Below are 19,352 nucleotides of genomic sequence, written 5' to 3'. Positions count from 1 at the left end.
TCCTTCGCCACCCCACCGCGCCACCCTCCGTGGACGGAATTCAGGCGACCGTGTGATTCCGCCCGATGCGGTATGCAGTCCTCATGAAGACCTCAGAAGATCGAACCGACGACCGTGCCCCCGTCGTCGCGGGTCTGCTGCTCGCCGCCGGGGGCGGGCGGCGGCTCGGCGGGCGGCCGAAGGCGCTGCTGACGCACCGCGGGCGGCCGCTGGTCGAGCACGCGGTGGGGGTGTTGCGCGCGGCCGGCTGCGAGGTGGTGCACGTGGTCCTCGGCGCGTCGGCGGAGACCGTGCGGGAGCGGGCGGAGCTGCCGGGATGTGTGCTGGTGGACAACCCGGAGTGGGCCGAGGGGATGGGTTCCTCGCTGCGGGCCGGGCTCGCCTCGCTGGCCGCCGATCCGCGCGGGGTGGACGCGGCGCTCGTGTTCCTGGTCGACCAGCCGGGGATCGGGGCGGAGGCGGTGGCCCGGGTCCGGGCGGCGTACGGCTCGCGGGATGCGCTGGCGGCGGCCTCGTACGGCGGGGGGCGGGGCCATCCGGTGCTGTTCGGCGCCGGGCACTGGGCGGGGATCGCCGCGACGGCGGTGGGCGACCGGGGCGCGCGGGACTATCTGGCGGCGCACCGGGATGCGATCACGCCGGTGGACTGTTCGGATGTGGCCGAGCCCTATGACATCGACACGGAGGCGGATCTGGCGCACCTGGAGTGAGTGGGCTGGCACCGAGCGCCATGTTGTGTCGATCCGGAGAATCTCGACATCAACAAACCATTGAACTTCCACCATGAGGAAACTAGTATCCACTGTTCAGAAGCGCCTGCTAGTTCAGAGGGCGCTCGCGGCCGTATCTCGGCGCCTGCGGCACTCCGTGCCGTCCCGCGACGCCCGGCGGCCGCCTGGCACCGCCCGTGAAGTCCGCTGAAGGAAGTGACAGTTCATGTCCGCACCAGCGCCGTCCCCCCTGGCCGTCGTCGATGCCGAGCCCCTGCCGCGTCAGGAAGAGGTGCTCACCGAGGCCGCCCTGGCCTTCGTCGCCGAACTGCACCGGCGGTTCACCCCGCGCCGGGACGAGCTCCTCGCCCGCCGAGCGGAGCGTCGCGCCGAGATCGCCCGCACGTCCACCCTGGACTTCCTCCCGGAGACCGCGGCGATCCGCGCCGACGACTCCTGGAAGGTCGCTCCGGCCCCGGCGGCCCTGAACGACCGCCGTGTCGAGATCACCGGCCCCACCGACCGCAAGATGACGATCAACGCGCTGAACTCGGGCGCCCGGGTCTGGCTCGCCGACTTCGAGGACGCCTCCGCGCCGACCTGGGAGAACGTGGTCCTCGGCCAGGTCAACCTGATCGACGCGTACCGCCGGAAGATCGACTTCACGGACGCGCGCTCGGGCAAGTCGTACGCCCTCAAGCCGGCCGACGAGCTGGCGACGGTCGTCATGCGGCCCCGCGGCTGGCACCTGGACGAGCGTCACCTCACCTTCGACGGACGCCCGGTGCCGGGTGCGCTCGTCGACTTCGGCCTGTACTTCTTCCACAACGCCCAGCGCCTGATCGACCTGGGCAAGGGCCCGTACTTCTACCTGCCGAAGACGGAGTCGCACCTGGAGGCCCGCCTCTGGAACGAGATCTTCGTCTTCGCCCAGGACTACGTCGGCATCCCGCAGGGCACCGTCCGCGCCACGGTCCTCATCGAGACCATCACGGCCGCGTACGAGATGGAGGAGATCCTCTACGAACTCCGCGACCACGCAGCCGGGTTGAACGCGGGCCGCTGGGACTACCTGTTCTCCATCGTCAAGAACTTCCGTGACGGCGGCGCCAAGTTCGTCCTCCCGGACCGCAACGCGGTCACGATGACGGCCCCGTTCATGCGGGCGTACACCGAACTCCTCGTGCGCACCTGCCACAAGCGCGGCGCGCACGCGATCGGCGGCATGGCGGCGTTCATCCCGTCCCGCAAGGACGCCGAGGTCAACAAGGTGGCCTTCGAGAAGGTCAAGGCCGACAAGGACCGCGAGGCCGGCGACGGCTTCGACGGCTCCTGGGTCGCCCACCCCGACCTGGTCCCGATCGCGATGGCCTCCTTCGACGCCGTCCTCGGCGAGAAGCCGAACCAGAAGGACCGCCTCCGCGAGGACGTCTCCGTCGCGCCCGGCGATCTGATCGCGATCGACTCGCTGGACGCGAAGCCCACGTACGCCGGTCTGGTGAGCGCCGTGCAGGTCGGCACCCGCTACATCGAGGCGTGGCTGCGCGGCCTGGGCGCCGTCGCCATCTTCAACCTGATGGAGGACGCGGCCACCGCCGAGATCTCGCGCTCGCAGATCTGGCAGTGGATCAACGCCGGCGTGGTCTTCGAGAACGGCGAGACCGCCACCCCGGAGCTGGCCCGCAAGGTCGCCGCCGAGGAGCTGGACGCGATCCGCGCGGAGATCGGCGAGGAGGCCTTCGCGGCCGGCAAGTGGCAGCAGGCGCACGACCTCCTGCTGCACGTCTCCCTCGACGCGGACTACGCGGACTTCCTGACGCTCCCCGCGTACGAGCAGCTGGTCGGCTGACCCCGACCCCGTCCCGTACAGGCTCGGCCCCGCACAGGCCCGGCCCGTCACAGGCCCCGACCCCGGTGGACGCACACCTCCGGGGGCGGGGCCTGTCGTGTGTCCTGCTGTTCCACAGGTGACGTGACGCAACCGAGATATGCGGCTACCTAGCGGTAACAAGCCAGTGGGTGACAGATTCCGCCATGCCACCGGCCGGCGGCTGTCCCCCACGTCACCGCGTACCGCAGGAGCACAGCCATGCCTTCGTCCCCCCACCGTGCGCTGCGCGCACTCCTGGCACTGTGTACCGCCGCCGGACTCGTCTCCGTCGCCGCCCCCACCGCCTCCGCCTCCCCCGGCACCGGGCCGACCGCCGTCGTCGCCATGGGCGACAGCTACATCTCCGGCGAGGCCGGCCGCTGGCTGGGCAACAGCCTGACCGACTCGGGCGGTCGCACCGGCACCGACCGGGCCTGGACGGGCGGCGGTCACGACCCGTCCCGGGTGTACGGCGCCACCGCGGGCGGCTGTCACCGCTCCGACACCGCCGAGGTGAGGAGCGCGGGCCCGCTCGCGGGCTCCCTCGTGAACCTGGCCTGTTCCGGGGCCACGACGGACAACGTCTTCCGCGCCTCGCGGGGCGGCCAGTCCTTCAAGGGCGAGGCGCCGCAGGCCGACCAGCTGGCGGCGGTGGCCGCCTCGCACGACGTGGAACTGATCGCCCTCTCCATCGGCGGCAACGACCTCGGGTTCGCCGACGTCATCACCGCCTGCGCGACCGACTACATCGTCTGGTACTCGTACTGCCACGACGACCAGCAGAGCGAGGTCGACGCCCGCATCGACGGCGTCATGGCGGACGTCGGCCGCTCGGTCGACGAGATCCGGGCCGTGATGGCAGGGGCCGGATACAGCTCGTCCGACTACCGGATCGTCCTCCAGTCGTACCCCTCCCCCCTCCCGCGCGCCGCAGACAACCGGTACGGGGAGAGCGGCTGGTCCCGTACCGACACCGGCGGCTGTCCCTTCTGGAACGCCGACTCCGACTGGGCCCGCGACTCCCTCGTCCCGCAGCTCGCCGACCGGCTGAAGGGCGTCGCGGCGGCGAAGGGCGTGCAGTTCATGGACCTGCGGGACGCGCTGCAGGGGCGTGAGGTCTGCGCCAAGGCGAGCCGTCAGGTGACGTCGGCCGCGCCCGCGTCGGGGACGACGAGCGAGTGGGCGCGCTGGATCGACAGCCGGAGCACGCAGGGGCTCGTCCAGGAGTCCATGCACCCCAACGCCTACGGCCAGCAGGCCCTCGGCCGCTGCCTGGCCCTGGTCCACGCCCGCCCGACCGGCAACCACAGCTGCCGGAACACGGCGGGGGCGGGGCCGTCGGGGATGTACCTGACGGCGGGGTGAATCCGGTGCGCCGGACTCAGGTGCCCTGGACTCCGGTGCGCCGGACTCCGGTCCGCCGGACTCCGGTCCGCCGGACTCCGGTGTGCTGACGCCGAGGGTCAGGCGAGGGTTCCCGGTGGGGCGAGGCCGAGCGGGGCAAGGACCCGCTCCGTCTCGTGGCGGTCGGCCGCGACCATCGCCCGGAGCAGGGCGGCCGACCCGCCCGGCCAGGCGGCGGCCGCCTGGTCGAAGGCGGTACGACGGGACTCCAGGGGGCCCTTCTTGGCGGGCAGCGCGTCCAGCACGAACAGCGCCCGCGCCGAGGTCCGCACCTGGATCAGGTCGGAGGGTTCGCCCCGCGCGCGCAGGGCCTGATGGGCGTACGCGCCGATCACCGGGTCGCGCAGGGCGCCGCGCAGGGCCTCGGGCGGGGCGGCGGCGGTGTCGAGGACGGTGAAGAGGCCGCGGACGGTGGCGGCGTCGGAGGTCCCGGCGTGGACGGTGCCGAGGGCGGCGAGCAGCCGGGACCAGGCGTCGGCGGTGTCCCCGCGCGCGCGGAGCCAGTCGGCGAGCACGCGCGCGGCGACGCCCGAGGGCCAGCCCGCCGCGGCGGTCACCACCTCGGCCGCGGTCCACCCCTCGGTCTCGGTGGCGTCGGGCGCGGCGACCCCGCGCACCCCGAGGAGGTAGCGGACGGCCCCCGCGCCGCGCGGGGTCAGCCCGAAGGCGTCGCCGGTGCGGAAGACCAGGCCGGTGGCGGCGAGCCGGTCCAGGGCGGTGGCCAGGTCGCGTGCGGGCCCTTCGAGCGCCGTGCGGTCGGCCTCGGTCAGCCCGGGCGTCCCGAGGAGTCGTTCCAGCTCCGGCAGGGACGGGACCGTGTACGGTCCGGCCGCCTCGGCCGGTACCGGTACGGGCAGGTCCTCCAGCGCCGGATCGACGGACCGGTCCTCGTACTCCGCGGCCTTGCGCGCGACGGACTCGGCCGAGCAGCCGCGCCGGTAGACCACGTAGAGGAGGTGCGGGGCCTCGCCCCCGTAGGGCTCGAACTCCTCCTCCGACAGCTCCTCGACCGCGGTGATGAGGGCGTCGGCGTCCTCCTCGACGGGCCCCGGCCCGGGCTCGGTCGCGGGCGGCGGGGGTACGGGTGCGCCGGTGTCCCCGTAGTGGTCGAGGTGTTCGTCGAGGAGGGCATCGGCCAGGACGAGGTGCGGGAAGGCGTCGGGTCCGGGCGCGAAGCGGGCGTACGGCCCGGCGAGCTGTTCGGTCAGCCCGGCGGCGGTCCACCGGTCCTGGAGCGCGGCGGCGACCTGTCCGATCCCGGTCGCGACGGTGTGGTCGGTGAGCAGCGGCCCGGCGGCGGGCGGCGCCTCGGCGTCCCGTACGTACGCGCGGGTGAGCGCCTCGGCGAGGAGGACGTCCGCGAGGGCGGTGCGTCCCATCAGGTCGGCCCGGTGGACGCCGTCGGGCAGCGGCGCCCCGTCGAGGGCCGCGAGCCGGCGCCGTACGTCCTCGGGGTCGGCGAGGTCGGCGCCGCAGGTGCGGAGCAGCGAGGCGTACCAGCGGTGCCAGGTGAGGTTCCCGGGGTCGGTCATGGCCCGCTCGAAGTCGGCGGTGGTCTCCCTGACCGCCACGGCGACGCGCTCGCCCCGCTCGCCGTCGAACCGTGCGGCGAGCCGCCCGACGACAGCCGGATAGGCCGCGAGCGTCCCGGGCGGCGCGTACACGAACGTCGGCAGGTCCTCGACGAGCAACTGGCGGACCAGAGGGGGCGTCGGCTCGGGCACCCCCGTCCCCCGGTCCGCCCCCCGGAGGGCGAGAAGACCCAGCACCGCCTCGGCGGCACGCACGAAAACGGGATCGCGGCGCTCGGGTGCTCCGTCGAGGAAGCTGTCGAGCCCGGTGTTGGTGAGAACGGTCTCGGCCACGCTTCCCAGGGTAGTTCGGAAGGGGCGGATCGGGCGTGCGACGCAGGCGGGCGGGGTGCGGAATCCGCCCGGCGGCCGGGGTGGCGCGGTCAGCGCACCGCCACCGTCCGGGGTGCCGAGAAGTCGCCCCAGGTGCCGTCCGGGAGTTGGGCGCGGAGGGTGACGGTGTAGCGGGTGCCCGGGGGGTCCTGGACCGGGAAGGTGTAGGTGGCGCGGCCCGGGGGCGGGGTGGTGCCCCAGATGATGGTGGTGGCGAAGCGGCCGTTGAGGTGGAGTTCATGGTGGGTCACCGGGGCTCCCGCGTCCGGTGGGGTCCAGGTGACGGTGATCTCGCCCTTGGCCGCGGTCACGGAGAGGCGGGTGGGGGCGGTGTTCGGTGGTGCGCCCGGGGACGGGGCGGTGGTGAGGTCGGCGGGGGCGCTGTCCCGGGAGGAGTTGTCGGCGGCGTCACGGGCGCGGACCGTGAACGCGTAGGCGGTGCCGGGGCGCAGTCCGGAGACGTGGGCGGTGGTGGCGGTGCCGGGCACGGTGTGGATGCGGGTGTCGGCCTGGTAGACGTCGTACGCGGTGACGCGGGTGTCGTCCCTGGCCGGGGACCAGCGGAGGGTGACGGCGCGGCCGCCGTCGGGGGTGGCGCGGAGCGCGGACGGCGCGGTGGGGGGCGTGCGGTCCTCGGCGACGGCGCGGAGCGTGGTCGCGGCGACGGTGGCGCTCGGGGGTGAGACGTTGCCGGCGGCGTCGCGGGCGCGGACCGTGAAGCGGTGGCGGGTCTCGGGGGCGAGGCCGACGACGTCGGTCATCAGGGTGGTGGCGGGGAGGTCCTTGACCTTGCGGCCCTCGCTGTAGACCGCGTAGCCGGTGACGGCCCGGTCGTCGGTGGCCGCGCTCCACATGACGTGGACGGTGCCGGCGCTGCCGGCGGTCGCGGTGACTCCGGTGGGGACGGTGGGGGCGCGGGTGTCCCGGGGCTCCGGGGCGGCGGCGCCGGAGCACCCGGTGAGGGCGAGTGCGAGGGCGAGTGTGGTCAACAGGCTTGCGGGGATCGGGCGTTGTGGGGGGTGCACGGTCCGGCCTCCGTCCGTCGGAAAGGTCCAGACCTATATCCCACAGGCGGGGCGACCCCAGCAAGGGGGCGTTGTCAGTGGCATGCGCTTCACTGAGAACATCACGCTCCGTAGTCGAATCTGGGGGAATCATGACGGACCGTACGACCTATGTGACGCTCGCCGGGGTACGCCGCCGGGGCTGGACCGACACCATGGTGCGGGAGCTGCTCGGCACACCCGACGTACAGGGCCGTGACCCGCGCCGCTGGTCGCTCACACCCCTGCGGCTCTACCTCCTGGCGCGGGTCGAGACCGTGGAGCGGACACCCGAGTTCGCCGAGACCTCGGCGCTCTCCCCCGCCCGGTCGGCGGCCGCCACGGCGTACGCGGAGCGGCGCCGGGCGGCCGTGCTGGCCGCGATCCGCGCGGAACCGATCGAGGTGCCCCGGCTCCCCGCGCCCGAACTGGAGCGGAGGGCGGTGCGGCACCGACGGCTCCTCGGGTCGCCGGTCCCCGCCGCCGAGGCACCGGCGGAGTCTCCGGCCCGGACGCCCGCCGGCCCGCCCGCCGGGGCTCTCGTGCGGTGGCAGGTGAGCTATCTGCGGCACGCCCTCTCGCGCTACGAGGCGCTGCTCGACGGCCTGTACGGGGCGACCGGGCGCGGCGAGGCCGAGCGGTTGCTGCGGCGGCGGCTGTACGAGGCGATCGCCGCCGCCTACCCGGCACTGGCCCACGAGTGCCGCCGGCGGACGGCGGTGGAGGGGTGAAGGGCCACGCGTTCCGCATCCCCGGCCGTCACACGGACAGCAGGCCGGCGATCACCCGGCAGGCCGCCGGGATCGGGGCCACGATCCGCACCGCGCAACGGGACCGGAGGGCCTCCGCCGCCTCGCCCAGCGGGCCGCCGCCGATGACGACGGCCCGGGCGCCGTCCTGTTCGACGCAGGCGCGGACCGCCCGCTCCAGCGCGTCGAGGAGCGACTCCGGGTCTCGGGTGAGGAGTTCGGGGTCTCCCGGTGTGAGGCGCGGACCCGTGTACCGCTCGGCGAGGCCGAGGGACGCGACATGGACGGCGAGGGCGTCGGCCAGGAGCGGTGTCGTGGTGGCGATGCCGAACGGCGTCCCGCCGGCGGCCGCCTCCGCGAGGGCGGCCTCGCCGATGCCCACCAAGGGGACGTCGGTCGCCGCACGCAGTTCCCCGACACCCGGGTCGCCGAAGGCGGCCACGAGGAGCGCGGCGCAGCCGCCCCCGGCCGTGGCGCGCAGGCCCGCGGCGAGCACCTCGGGGGCGGCGGCGCGCAGGGCGGCCGGGTCGGTGAGCATGCGCGGGCCGCGGGGCACGGTCACACCGCGGACGGCGAGGGCGGGGCCCAGGGCGCGCCGGGCGAGGGCGGTCATCATCGCGGTCGTGGCGGTGGAGGTGTTGGGGTTGATCAGCACCACGGCCCCGGGCCCCGCTGTGTGCGCGGGGACCGGGGCGTGCGGTGGGACGTCGGGCGGGTTCAGTGGACGTGCGCCGCCTTCGCGGTGCGGCTGCCCGAGATCTCGTCGCCGGGCTCCATCGGCGCGGTGACGTCGTCGTCGTCCCGGCCCTTGCCCAGGTGGTTGAAGACCACGTTGAGCAGGACGGCGGCGACACAGCCGGTGGAGATGCCGGAGTCCAGGATGATCTTCGCGGTCTCCGGGAAGGCGTGGTAGAACTCCGGCGCGGTGATCGGGATGATGCCGACGGCCAGTGAGACCGCCACGATCAGCACGTTGTTGTCCTTCTCCAGGCCGGCCTTGACCAGGGTCTGGATGCCGCTGGCGGCGACCGAGCCGAAGAGGACGACACCCGCGCCGCCGAGGACCGGCCGGGGAACCACCGAGATGAGCGAGGCGGCGACCGGGGAGAGGCCCATCAGGACCAGGAAGCCACCGCCGCAGGCGACGACGAAGCGGCTGCGGATCCGGGTCATGGCGACCAGGCCGATGTTCTGCGCGAAGGCGCTGCACATGAAGCCGTTGAAGAGCGGGCTGATCGCCGAGCCGAGGGTGTCGGCGCGGAGTCCGGCCGCGATGGTCTTCTCGTCGGCCGGCCGGTCGACGATCTCGCCGAGCGCCAGCATGTCGGCGGTCGACTCGGTCATGGAGACCAGCATGACCACGCACATGGAGATGATCGCGGCGAGGGCGAACTGGGGTCCGCCGAAGTGGAACGGGGACGGGAAGCCCACGATGTCCGCCTCGGTCACCGGGGAGAAGTCGGTGACGCCGAACGGTATGGCGATGAGGGTGCCGATGACGAGGCCGACCAGGACGGCGATCTGCTTGAGGAAGCCGCGGGTGAAGCGGCGGAGCAGCAGGACGACGACGAGGGTGATGCCGGCGAGGGTGAGGAAGGTGGTCGAACCGTAGTCCTCGGCCTTGGGGTTGGGCCCCTGGGCCCAACCGAACGCGACCGGGAGGAGGGAGACGCCTATGAGGGTGATGACGGTGCCGGTGACGACCGGCGGGAAGAACCGCACCAGCCGGGAGAACCAGGGGGCGGCGAGGAATCCGAGGAGTCCGGCGACGATGATCGCGCCGAAGATCACGGGGAGCGCGTCGGCCTTGTCGTCGGTGGTGTCGACGATGGCGAGCATCGGGGCGACACCCGCGAAGGTGACGCCGTTGACGAACGGCAGCCGGGCGCCGATCTTCCAGACCCCGAGCGTCTGGAGGAAGGTCGCGAGCCCCGCGGTGAAGAGGCTGGCGCCGGTCAGGAAGGTGAGTTCGGTACCGGAGAGGCCGACGGCCGCTCCGACGATGAGGGGTGGGGCGACGACGCCCGCGTACATGGCGGCCACGTGCTGGAGGCCGCTGGTGAGCATCTTCAGTGGGGGCAGCGTCTCGTCGACCGGATGTGTCTCGCGGTCTTCGGGGGCGGAGCCTGCGTCTTGTGCATTGCGAACCTGGGGCGCTTCGGCCACGGCGGTTCCTCCGGTCGGTTACACGTCGGCGGTGACGCGGGGTTCAGGGAGGTGGTGCGATGCGGTGCGAGGTGCAGGAGGTGCGGCTCGTTGCGGGGGTGGTGCGGTGCGCGCGGCGGGAGTCCGCGGTGCGGGGACGGGGTGCCCGGTGGGGGTTCGGGCAGGCGTCACCGTCCCGGGAGGTGCCGTACTGCTTCTGAGTACGGCACCTCCCGGTCAGGCTGCCGCGAACCCCGCTCGGGTCCGCGGCGACCGACCGAGGGCCGTCCCCCTCGGTCGGACTCCATGGGGAGGGTCAGCCCTGGGCCGCGATGCGGGCCAGACGCTGGGCCTCCGCGCGCGCGTCGCGCGCGATGGTGTCCTCGTCGACGGTGAGCAGCCGGTCGTTCTCGACGATCTGCTTGCCGTTGACGAAGGAGGCCGTGACCGGGGCCGCCGCGCCGAAGACGATGGCGGTGACCGGGTCGGCGATCGTGGAGTGGCCGAGGCCGTCGATCTTCCAGAGGACGAAGTCGGCGAGCTTGCCGGCTTCGAGGGAGCCGATGTTGTCGGCGCGGCCGAGGACCTGGGCGCCGCCGTAGGTGCCGAGGCGCAGGGCCTGGCGGGCGTTGAGCGCGGACTCGCGGTGGGCGCCGAGGCGGTTGATGAGGAGCGCGTTGCGCAGCTCGGTGTGGAGTTCGCCCGACTCGTTGGAGGCGGTGCCGTCGACGCCGAGGCCGACGGGTACGCCCGCCTTCAGCATGTCGGGGACGCGGGCGATGCCGGCGGCGAGGCGCGCGTTGGAGGAGGGGCAGTGCGCCACACCGGTCTTGGTGCGGGCGAAGGCCGCGATGTCGGAGTCGTTCATGTGGACGCAGTGCGCCATCCACACGTCCTCGCCGAGGAAGCCGGTGGACTCGAAGTAGTCCGTCGGTCCCATGCCGAAGAGCTCGTGGCAGAACTTCTCCTCCTCCACGGTCTCCGAGCCGTGGGTGTGCATGCGCACGCCCAGGCGACGGCCGAGGGCCGCGCCCTCCCGGAGGAGTTCGGTGGAGATGGAGAAGGGGGAGCAGGGCGCGACGGCGACCTGGGTCATCGCGTCGAAGGAGGCGTCGTGGTACTTCTTCACCGTCTCCTCGGTCGCGGCGAGCGCGCCCTCGGTGGTCTCGACGGCGAAGTCCGGCGGCAGGCCGCCGTCCTTCTCGCTGCGGTCCATGGAGCCGCGGGCGAGGGTGAAGCGGACGCCCATCTCGGAGGCGGCGCCGATGATGGCACCGGAGAGGTCGCCGGAGTTCACCGGGTACACGTAGTGGTGGTCCATGGCGGTGGTGACACCGCCGCGGGCCATCATGGCCAGCGAGCCCTGGGCGGCGGCGCGCACCATCTGCTCGTCGATCCGCGCCCACGTCGGGTAGAGGGCGACCAGCCAGTTGAAGAGGTTGTGGTCGGTCGCCAGACCGCGGGTGATCCACTGGTAGAAGTGGTGGTGGGTGTTGACGAGGCCGGGCGTGATCAGGTGACCGGTGGCGTCGATGCGCCGGACCACGTTCTCCAGGCCTTCGGGAGCCCGGCCGGCACCGATGGACTCGATCTTGTTGTCGGCGACGACGAGGTAGCCGGAGGCGTACTCGGTGTCGTTCGCGTCGACCGTGGCGATCGCCGCGTTCTCGATGACGATGCGCTGGGCTGCCGAAGGTGCTGCCATGGCGGTGGTTCCTTCATTCCTCTGGGGTGGAGTGGGCACGGCAGGACCCTAGGAGGATTTGAGTGCCGGAGCCGTCTGACGGCTCCGGGTGCCGAGGTGGTGGAAGAACAGGTTGAGCAGGACGGCGACGAGCGCGCCCGCGCTGATGCCGGAGCCGAGCACGGTCTGCGCCCAGGCCGGGAACTCGGCGTAGAAGGTGGGCGCGGCGAGCGGGATGATGCCCGCTCCGAGCGCGACGGCCACCAGGATGATGTTGGAGCTGTCGTCGAGCCCGGCTTCCGACAGGGTGCGGATGCCGCTGACGGCGATCGAGCCGAAGAGGACGATGCCGGCGCCGCCGAGGACGGGCATCGGGACCATGGACACGACCGCGCCGAGGACGGGGAAGGCCCCGAGGACGAGCAGGGCGCCGCCGGCGACGGCGACCACGTAGCGGGAGCGCACCCGAGTCAGCGAGACGACGCCGACGTTCTGGGCGAAGGCCGAGGTCGGGAAGCCGCCGAAGACGGGTCCGAGCAGGGTGGCGATGCCGTCGGTGCGCAGTCCGCGGGTGATGGTCCGGCCGTCGCTGCGCCGGTCGCAGATCTCGCCGAGGGCGAGCATGCCGGCGCTGGACTCGGTCATCAGGACCAGCATCACGATGCAGAGGGAGAGGATCGCGGCGGGCTGGAACTCGGGGGCGCCGAAGGCGAAGGGGGTGGGCAGGGCCGCGACGGGCGCCTCGCGCAGGGCGGTGAAGTCGGCCATCCCGAAGGGGATCGCGGCGAGGGTGCCGATGAAGAGGCCGAGGAGCAGGGCGATCTGCTTGAGGAAGCCCTTGCCGAAGCGCTGGAAGAGCAGGATGACGACGAGGGTGAAGCCGGCGAGTGCCAGGTACTTCATGGCACCGAAGTCGGCGGCGGTCCTGTCGCCGCCCTGGGCCCAGCCGACGGGCACGGGCATCAGGGTGACCCCGATGAGGGTGATCACGACGCCGGTGACGAGCGGCGGGAAGAAGCGCAGGAGCCTGCCGAAGAAGGGACCGACGGCGAGGCAGAAGACTCCGGCGACCATCACCGCGCCGTAGATGGCGGGGAGTTGGTGTCCGGGGGCGCTGGTCTCGGCGATGGCGAGCATCGGGGCGATTCCGGCGGAGGAGGCGGCGTTGACGAACGGCAGCCGGTTGCCGGCGAAGCGTCCGACGCCCAGGGTCTGCAGGATGGTCGCGCAGCCGGCGATGAGCAGGCTGGCGGCGATGAGCCGGGTCATTCCGGCGGTGTCCAGGCCCACGGCCTGGCCGATGATGAGCGGAGGGGTGACGACGCCGGCGTACATGGCGGCGATGTGCTGGAGCGCCGCGGGGACGAGCCGCGAGGCGGGGAGCTTTTCGTCCACCGGATGGACCGCGTGGGTGGTGTCCGGCAGGGTGGAACACGGGCCTTCGGCGTGCGCCGGCCCCTTTGCGGGCTGTGCCATGGGAATCCCTCCGGTCTGGCGCGGCCCCCGCCCGACTGCGGGCGGGCGGGGGCCGGTCACTCAGACTCCGCTTAGAGGTTGGTCATGTCGACCGGGATCTGCGCCGTGGCGCCGTCGCGGAGGACGGTGGCCTCGATGAGGCCGTACATGCGGTCGGCGGCGTAGTAGACCTCGTTGTCGTTCTTCAGGCCGAAGGGCTCGAGGTCGACCAGGAAGTGGTGCTTGTTCGGGAGCGAGAAGCGGACTTCGTCGATCTCCGAGCGGTGGTTGATGATGCGCGTGGCCATCTGGTACAGCGTCTGCTGGAGGGAGTACGAGTACGTCTCCGAGAAGGCCTCGAGCATGTGCTTCCTGGTCTGCTCGTACGACCGCTCCCAGTTGGGCATGCGCTGGTCGTCGTCGGTCCAGTTGAACCGCCAGCGGGCGGACACCTGCGTGGCCAGGATGCGGTCGTACGCCTCCTGGAGCGTCGTGTACTGGTCCTTGATGTAGCCCCAGAACTCCGAGTTGGTGGAGTTCATGACGACCAGGTCCTTGAGGCCGGAGATGACCTCCCACGTCTCACCGTCGTAGGTGATCTGGGTGACGCGGGTCTCCTGGCCCTTGCGGGCGAAGGAGTGGTTGACCTCTTCGGCGCCGATGAACTTGGAGTTGGCGTCGGAGGAGGCGATGCGCTCCCAGGAGTACTCCTCGATCCGGATGCGCGCCCGCCTGATCGGCTCCTGGCTCGTCACGAAGTGGCGGGCGAGGTGGATGCCGAACTGCTCGGCGGACTCGATGCCGTACTCCTTGGCGAACGCGAAGATGGTGTTCTTCGTCGTGTCGGTGGGGAGGCAGTGGGCGTTGGAGCCGGTGAGGTGGACGTCGTCGAGGTCGCCGGAGAGGGCGACGGAGACGTTCAGGTCCTTGATGTGGTGGGTGTCGCCGTCCCGCGTGATCTTGACGACGCGGTTCTCTGCTTTGCCGTACTGGTTCTGGCCGAGAATCGTGGGCATGTCTGCTAGCTCCCTCGGTATACGGAGTAGCCGAACGGGTTGAGCAGCAGCGGTACGTGGTAGTGCTCGCCCGGGGTGACGGCGAACGTGATCGCCACCTCGGGGAAGAACGCACCGCTGTCCCTTACGCGGGGGGCGTCCTGCTGCGCCTCGGCTTGCTTCTTGGAGAAGTACGTCTCGACCTCGAAGTCGAGCCGTACGTGGGTGGTGCCCTCCGGCAGCGCCGGCAGGTCCTTGCAGCGTCCGTCCGCGTCGGTGGCGGAACCGCCGAGCGCGACCCACTCCGCGTCGGGGCCGCTGCGGGCCGCGAGCGTGATGGCGACGCCCTCGGCGGGGCGGCCGATGCTGGTGTCCAGGATGTGGGTGGACACCGAGGCCGTGGTGTCGGTGCTCATGCGGAGCTCTCTTCCTCTACGAGTCGGGTCAGCCGGATGCGGTTGATCTTGCCCAGTTCGGTGCGGACGATCTCCCGCTCCTCCTCGGGCGAGTTGCCGATCCGCTGCCGGAGCGCGTCGCGCATCTGCTCGCCGGTCAGGCCGGTGGCGCAGATGAGGAAGACGTGTCCGAACGTGTCCTGGTAGCCCAGGTTGAGTTCGAGCATCTCGGCCTTGAGCTCCGCGGAGGCGCCGGCCATCCCGCTCTGTTCACGGGAGGAGGTCGGGTCCCCGGCCTTCGGACGACCGATCGGCGGGTGCCCCGCCATCGCCTCGGCAAGGTCCTCGGCGGTCAGCTCGGCCATGGCGGCGTCACTGGCGAGGAAGAGAGCTTCGGCGGTGGTGTACGGGCGCTGGGCGAGGATCTTGCTCCCCCACGCCGAACTGGAACACACCTCGTGGAGCGTGGCGACGGCCTCGCTGTCCGCCGAGGTGTTGAACCGGGTGAGACCCGGTGTCGTACCTGAAGTCACGGGAAGCCTCCGTGGCTGTTTTTCGCTGTGCGTCGGACGGGCTGCGGATAGCTAACGCCCTCCGCAACACAACGTCAACACTTTGTTGAAAACTCGGTCATGCAAAAGCCGTCGTCCCGACATGCGGACGACGGCTGGTGGCCTTACATGATCAACTACTCGCTCTTGGCGGCCTTTTCCCTGTTCAGGGCGGTCTCCCTGTTCAGGTAGTTGTACACGGTGAAGCGGCTGACACCCAGTGCGCCCGCCACCGTCTCCACTCCATGACGGACCGAGAAGGCGCCGCGCGCCTCCAGGAGCCGGACGACCTCCTGCTTCGTCCTGCGGTCGAGCTCGGCCAGTGGCATCCCGTGCCGCCGCTCCATCGCCGCCAGGATGTGGTCGAGGGATTCGGACAGCTGGGGCAGGCGCACGGCGAGCACGTCCTCCCCCTCCCAGGACAGGACCACATCGTCACCCTCCGCCTGCGCGGGGACGAGCAGCTCGGCGCCCATGGCGTCGACCAGGGGCTTCACCGCCGCGATCAAGGGGTGCTCGGTCACTTCTCGCCCTCCCCGATGACATTGACCTGGAGCGAGACGCGGGTGGCGCCGGCCGCGAGCGAACTGCGCAGCAGCGCGTCGACCGCGGTGAGCACCTCGTCGGCGCCGCCTTCGGCCGTGTTGCCGAAGGGGCCCACGTCGACCGCGTCCAGCTCGGCCGACTGAATGACCTCACGGGCCACGACCGCGTGCGCCGGCGCCTCGTCGAGGTCGAACGGCTCGGTCGTGAACTCCACTCTCAAACGCACCATGGCCCCACGCTACGGCCCCGCTCCGGCGCACGGGAGCCCCGGACCTGCGGGGACCTCTTGACAAGTGTGTCGGGAACCTTGCAACATTCCGTCAGACAGAAACTTACTTCCGCGATACGGAAGGAGCGCCGCCCCTCATGGGATTCACGGACCAGCGCTTCGATGTGAACCTGTCGATCCTCTTCACGGAACTCCCGCTCCTGGAGCGCCCCGCGGCCGCCGCCGCGGCGGGCTTCACCGCGGTCGAGCTGTGGTGGCCCTGGATCGACACCGCCACCCCCGAGCAGAGCGAGCTCGACGCCCTCAAGAAAGCCCTTGAGGACGCCGGCACCCAGCTGGTGGGCCTGAACTTCTACGCCGGGCAGCTGCCCGGCCCGGACCGCGGAGCCCTCTCCGTGCCCGGGGACGAGTCGGACCGCTTCCGCGCCAACATCGAGGTGGCCGCCGACTTCGCCGCCTCGGTCGGCTGCAAGGCGCTCAACGCGCTCTACGGCAACCGCGTCGAGGGCGTCGACCCGCAGATCCAGGACACCCTCGCCCTGGAGAACCTGGTCCTGGCCGCCCGCGCGGCCGACCGGATCGGCGCGATCCTCCTCGTCGAGACCCTCAACAAGCCGGAGTCGCCGCTCTACCCCCTGGTGAGCGCCCCCTCCGCGATCGAGGTCATCGACAAGGTCAACGAGGCGACGGGACTCGGCAACGCCAAGTTCCTCCTCGACATCTACCACCTGTCGATGAACGGCGAGGACGTCGGCCGGGTCATCGCCGAGTACGCGGCGAAGACCGGCCACGTGCAGATCGCGGACAACCCGGGCCGTGGCGCGCCGGGCACCGGCGACCTGCCGCTCGAACAGCTCCTCGACGAGCTGAAGAAGGCCGGTTACGAGGGCTGGGTCGGCCTGGAGTACAAGGCCGCCGACGCCGCCGCGTCCTTCGAGTGGCTCCCGGCCGAGGCCCGCCCGGCCCGCTGACCAGCGACTTCTCCCCGTACCACCTTGTTTTGAGAGGCACCCTCATGAGCAACCTCCCCAAGATCGCTTGGATCGGCCTCGGCATCATGGGCTCCCCCATGTCCGAGAACCTGATCAAGGCGGGCTACTCCGTCACCGGCTTCACGCTGGAGCAGGACAAGCTGGACCGCCTCACCGCGGCCGGCGGCACGGCCGCCGCGTCGATCGCGGAGGCCGTCAAGGACGCCGACGTCGTCATCACGATGGTGCCCGCCTCCCCGCAGGTCGAGGCCATCGCCTACGGCCCCGAGGGCATCCTGGAGAACGCCCGGCAGGGCGCGCTGATCGTCGACATGTCGTCGATCACCCCGCAGACCTCGGTCGACCTCGCCAAGAACGCCGCCGACAAGGGCATCCGCGTCATCGACGCCCCGGTCTCCGGCGGCGAGGCCGGCGCCATCGAGGCCGTGCTCTCCATCATGGTCGGCGGCGAGAAGGCCGACTTCGACGAGGCCCTCCCGATCCTGGAGAGCCTCGGCAAGACCATCGTCCTGTGCGGCCCGCACGGCTCCGGCCAGACGGTGAAGGCGGCCAACCAGCTGATCGTCGCGGTCAACATCCAGGCCTGCGCCGAGGCCGTCGTCTTCCTGGAGAAGTCCGGTGTGGACCTCCAGGCCGCCCTCGACGTCCTCAACGGCGGCCTGGCCGGCTCGACCGTGCTGACCCGCAAGAAGGACAACTTCCTGAACCGGGACTTCAAGCCCGGCTTCCGGATCGACCTGCACCACAAGGACATGGGCATCGTCACCGACGCCGCCCGCAACGTCGGTGCGGCCCTCCCGGTCGGCGCGGTCGTCGCCCAGCTGGTCGCCTCGCTGCGCGCCCAGGGTGACGGCGGCCTGGACCACTCGGCCCTGCTGCGCGCCGTCGAGCGCCTCTCCGGCCAGCAGGTCTGACCCGTCGCCCCTCTTCCAGGGGCCCCAGATTTCCGGTCGGCGGCGGCGCTGACAACTGTCCTGTCGCGCCCAGGCGCCGCCGCCGACCGGAACACCACACTTCCTTTTCAACAAACTGTTGACGATACGTTCGGGCCGAATTTACGCTCCTCGGACCGTCAGCAGAGCTCCCGTACGGAAGGTCACGATGTCGAAGCGCGTGCTTACGACCGAGTCCGGCGCCCCCGTCGCCGACAACCAGAACTCCGCCACCGCCGGCGTCGGTGGCCCTCTCCTCCTCCAGGACCAGCACCTGCTGGAGAAGCTCGCGCGCTTCAACCGTGAGCGGATCCCGGAGCGCGTGGTGCACGCCCGCGGTTCCGGCGCGTACGGCTACTTCGAGGTGACCGACGACGTCACCGGCTACACCAGCGCGAACTTCCTCGGCGAGGTCGGCAAGCGGACCGAGACCTTCATCCGCTTCTCCACCGTGGCCGACTCGCTCGGCGGCGCGGACGCGGTCCGCGACCCGCGCGGCTTCGCGCTGAAGTTCTACACCGAAGAGGGCAACTACGACCTCGTCGGCAACAACACCCCGGTGTTCTTCATCAAGGACCCGATCAAGTTCCCCGACTTCATCCACTCGCAGAAGCGCGACCCCTTCACGGGCAAGCAGGAGCCGGACAACGTCTGGGACTTCTGGGCGCACGCCCCCGAGGCCACCCACCAGATCACCTGGCTCATGGGCGACCGCGGCATCCCGGCCTCGTACCGTCACATGAACGGCTACGGCTCCCACACCTACCAGTGGACCAACGAGGCGGGCGAGGCCTTCTTCGTCAAGTACCACTTCAAGACGAACCAGGGCATCCGCAGCCTCTCCGCCGACCAGGCCGCCGAGCTCGTCGGCAAGGACGCCAACTCGCACCAGACCGACCTGCTCCAGGCGATCGAGCGCGGCGTGAACCCCTCCTGGACCCTGTACGTCCAGGTGATGCCGGCCGCCGAGGCCGCCGAGTACCGCTTCAACCCGTTCGACCTCACCAAGGTGTGGCCGCACAGCGACTACCCGCTGCGGCGCGTGGGCCGTCTGGTCCTCGACCGCAACCCGGACAACGTCTTCGCCGAGGTCGAGCAGGCCGCGTTCTCCCCGAACAACTTCGTCCCGGGCATCGGCCCCTCGCCGGACAAGATGCTCCAGGGCCGCCTCTTCGCCTACGCGGACGCCCACCGCTACCGCCTCGGTGTCAACCACACCCAGCTCGCGGTGAACGCGCCCAAGGCGACCGTGGCGGAGAACTACGGCCGCGACGGCCTCATGGCCACCCGTCAGGGCTCGCGCCACGACAAGAACTACGAGCCCAACTCGTACCAGGGCCCGGCCCAGACCGACGCGGCGCTCTCCGCCCCGCTCGCGATCCACGGCTGGACCGGCACCCACGAGGCGCCGCAGCACACCAAGGACGACGACTTCTTCCAGGCCGGCGAGCTCTACCGCCTGATGTCCGAGGACGAGAAGAAGCGCCTGATCGCCAACATCGCCGGCGGTCTCTCCCAGGTGTCCCGCGAGGACGTCATCGACAAGAACCTCGCGCACTTCGCCGCCGCCGACGCGGAGTACGGCAAGCGCGTGGCGGACGCGGTCAACGCCCTGCGCGACTGACCCGCCCGCAAACCCAGACTGCGTACGACACCTGACGGGAGGTCAGTGTCGTACGTGGTCCGGATCGCCGACCCGGATGAGGGGTGGCCGGCGAACCGGACAAGCGTGAGGACCGCGGCGGCGC

At 71.5% G+C, this 19,352-nt stretch carries 18 protein-coding genes; 7 read left to right on the top strand and 11 right to left on the bottom strand.

What is annotated here, in order from left to right:
• Window positions 1–83: 83 nt before the first annotated feature.
• From ABT129_RS22095 to ABT129_RS22085, 3 genes are all read left to right on the top strand, one after another.
• Window positions 84–710: a nucleotidyltransferase family protein gene (locus ABT129_RS22095; RefSeq protein ID WP_351904083.1), complete on the top strand. Its 627-nt coding sequence runs from the start codon at window positions 84–86 to the stop codon at window positions 708–710.
• A gap of 226 nt (window positions 711–936) precedes the next feature.
• Complete coding sequence (gene aceB, locus ABT129_RS22090; protein WP_351904080.1) at window positions 937–2,559, top strand: malate synthase A; 1,623 nt, start codon at window positions 937–939, stop codon at window positions 2,557–2,559.
• 240 nt (window positions 2,560–2,799) lie between these two features.
• Window positions 2,800–3,945, top strand: coding sequence for a GDSL-type esterase/lipase family protein (locus tag ABT129_RS22085; protein WP_351904077.1), 1,146 nt, complete (start codon window positions 2,800–2,802; stop codon window positions 3,943–3,945).
• 98 nt (window positions 3,946–4,043) lie between these two features.
• Here ABT129_RS22085 and ABT129_RS22080 read toward each other — a convergent pair whose 3' ends face one another.
• Both ABT129_RS22080 and ABT129_RS22075 read right to left on the bottom strand, forming a co-directional pair.
• The gene (locus ABT129_RS22080; protein WP_351904074.1) at window positions 4,044–5,849 is read right to left on the bottom strand and encodes a hypothetical protein; all 1,806 of its coding nucleotides are present in this window, start codon (window positions 5,847–5,849) and stop codon (window positions 4,044–4,046) included.
• An 89-nt stretch (window positions 5,850–5,938) separates the two neighbouring features.
• A complete protein-coding gene (locus tag ABT129_RS22075; RefSeq protein ID WP_351904071.1) occupies window positions 5,939–6,877 on the bottom strand; it encodes a fibronectin type III domain-containing protein in 939 nt (312 codons plus the stop codon).
• Window positions 6,878–7,044: 167 nt separating this feature from the next.
• Here ABT129_RS22075 and ABT129_RS22070 point away from each other — a divergent pair, with 167 nt between their 5' ends.
• A complete protein-coding gene (locus ABT129_RS22070; protein WP_351904068.1) occupies window positions 7,045–7,662 on the top strand; it encodes a hypothetical protein in 618 nt (205 codons plus the stop codon).
• 28 nt (window positions 7,663–7,690) lie between these two features.
• Here the strand turns inward: ABT129_RS22070 and ABT129_RS22065 are convergent, their stop codons facing one another.
• From ABT129_RS22065 to ABT129_RS22025, 9 genes are all read right to left on the bottom strand, one after another.
• Window positions 7,691–8,338 (bottom strand): aspartate/glutamate racemase family protein, encoded by a 648-nt coding sequence (locus ABT129_RS22065; protein WP_351904065.1) that lies wholly within the window; start codon window positions 8,336–8,338, stop codon window positions 7,691–7,693.
• Window positions 8,339–8,397: 59 nt separating this feature from the next.
• Window positions 8,398–9,846 (bottom strand): nucleobase:cation symporter-2 family protein, encoded by a 1,449-nt coding sequence (locus ABT129_RS22060; protein WP_502981851.1) that lies wholly within the window; start codon window positions 9,844–9,846, stop codon window positions 8,398–8,400.
• Window positions 9,847–10,141: 295 nt separating this feature from the next.
• Window positions 10,142–11,530 carry an 8-oxoguanine deaminase gene (locus tag ABT129_RS22055; RefSeq protein WP_351904062.1) on the bottom strand — a complete coding sequence of 463 codons (1,389 nt, stop codon included), beginning with the start codon at window positions 11,528–11,530 and terminating at the stop codon, window positions 10,142–10,144.
• 48 nt (window positions 11,531–11,578) lie between these two features.
• Window positions 11,579–12,985, bottom strand: a complete 1,407-nt coding sequence (locus ABT129_RS22050; protein WP_351904059.1) for a nucleobase:cation symporter-2 family protein — start codon at window positions 12,983–12,985, stop codon at window positions 11,579–11,581.
• A 71-nt stretch (window positions 12,986–13,056) separates the two neighbouring features.
• Window positions 13,057–13,980, bottom strand: a complete 924-nt coding sequence (pucL, locus tag ABT129_RS22045; protein WP_351904056.1) for a factor-independent urate hydroxylase — start codon at window positions 13,978–13,980, stop codon at window positions 13,057–13,059.
• 5 nt (window positions 13,981–13,985) lie between these two features.
• Window positions 13,986–14,375: a hydroxyisourate hydrolase gene (gene uraH, locus ABT129_RS22040; protein WP_351904053.1), complete on the bottom strand. Its 390-nt coding sequence runs from the start codon at window positions 14,373–14,375 to the stop codon at window positions 13,986–13,988.
• Complete coding sequence (gene uraD / locus ABT129_RS22035) at window positions 14,372–14,887, bottom strand: 2-oxo-4-hydroxy-4-carboxy-5-ureidoimidazoline decarboxylase (protein WP_351904050.1); 516 nt, start codon at window positions 14,885–14,887, stop codon at window positions 14,372–14,374. The genes uraH and uraD overlap by 4 nt, the downstream gene beginning before the upstream one ends.
• 155 nt (window positions 14,888–15,042) lie before the next feature.
• Window positions 15,043–15,381, bottom strand: coding sequence for a helix-turn-helix domain-containing protein (locus ABT129_RS22030; protein ID WP_351904123.1), 339 nt, complete (start codon window positions 15,379–15,381; stop codon window positions 15,043–15,045).
• Between the two features lie 44 nt (window positions 15,382–15,425).
• A complete protein-coding gene (locus tag ABT129_RS22025) occupies window positions 15,426–15,677 on the bottom strand; it encodes a YkoF family thiamine-binding protein (protein WP_351904120.1) in 252 nt (83 codons plus the stop codon).
• A gap of 140 nt (window positions 15,678–15,817) precedes the next feature.
• On the opposite strand from ABT129_RS22025, the gene ABT129_RS22020 reads away from it, so the two are divergent.
• The 3 genes from ABT129_RS22020 (at window position 15,818) to ABT129_RS22010 (ending at window position 19,228) form a co-directional block, all read left to right on the top strand.
• On the top strand, window positions 15,818–16,651 hold the full coding sequence (locus ABT129_RS22020; protein ID WP_351904047.1) for a TIM barrel protein: 834 nt from the start codon (window positions 15,818–15,820) through the stop codon (window positions 16,649–16,651).
• Window positions 16,652–16,695: 44 nt separating this feature from the next.
• A complete protein-coding gene (locus tag ABT129_RS22015) occupies window positions 16,696–17,586 on the top strand; it encodes a 2-hydroxy-3-oxopropionate reductase (RefSeq protein ID WP_351904044.1) in 891 nt (296 codons plus the stop codon).
• A gap of 187 nt (window positions 17,587–17,773) precedes the next feature.
• Window positions 17,774–19,228: a catalase gene (locus ABT129_RS22010; protein ID WP_351904041.1), complete on the top strand. Its 1,455-nt coding sequence runs from the start codon at window positions 17,774–17,776 to the stop codon at window positions 19,226–19,228.
• The last annotated feature ends 124 nt before the right edge of the window (window positions 19,229–19,352 follow it).

Source organism: Streptomyces sp. NPDC002057, from assembly GCF_040296665.1.
Taxonomy (GTDB): domain Bacteria; phylum Actinomycetota; class Actinomycetes; order Streptomycetales; family Streptomycetaceae; genus Streptomyces.
Note: the sequence above shows the minus strand (reverse complement) of the source record. Positions and strands in the feature narration are given on the sequence as shown.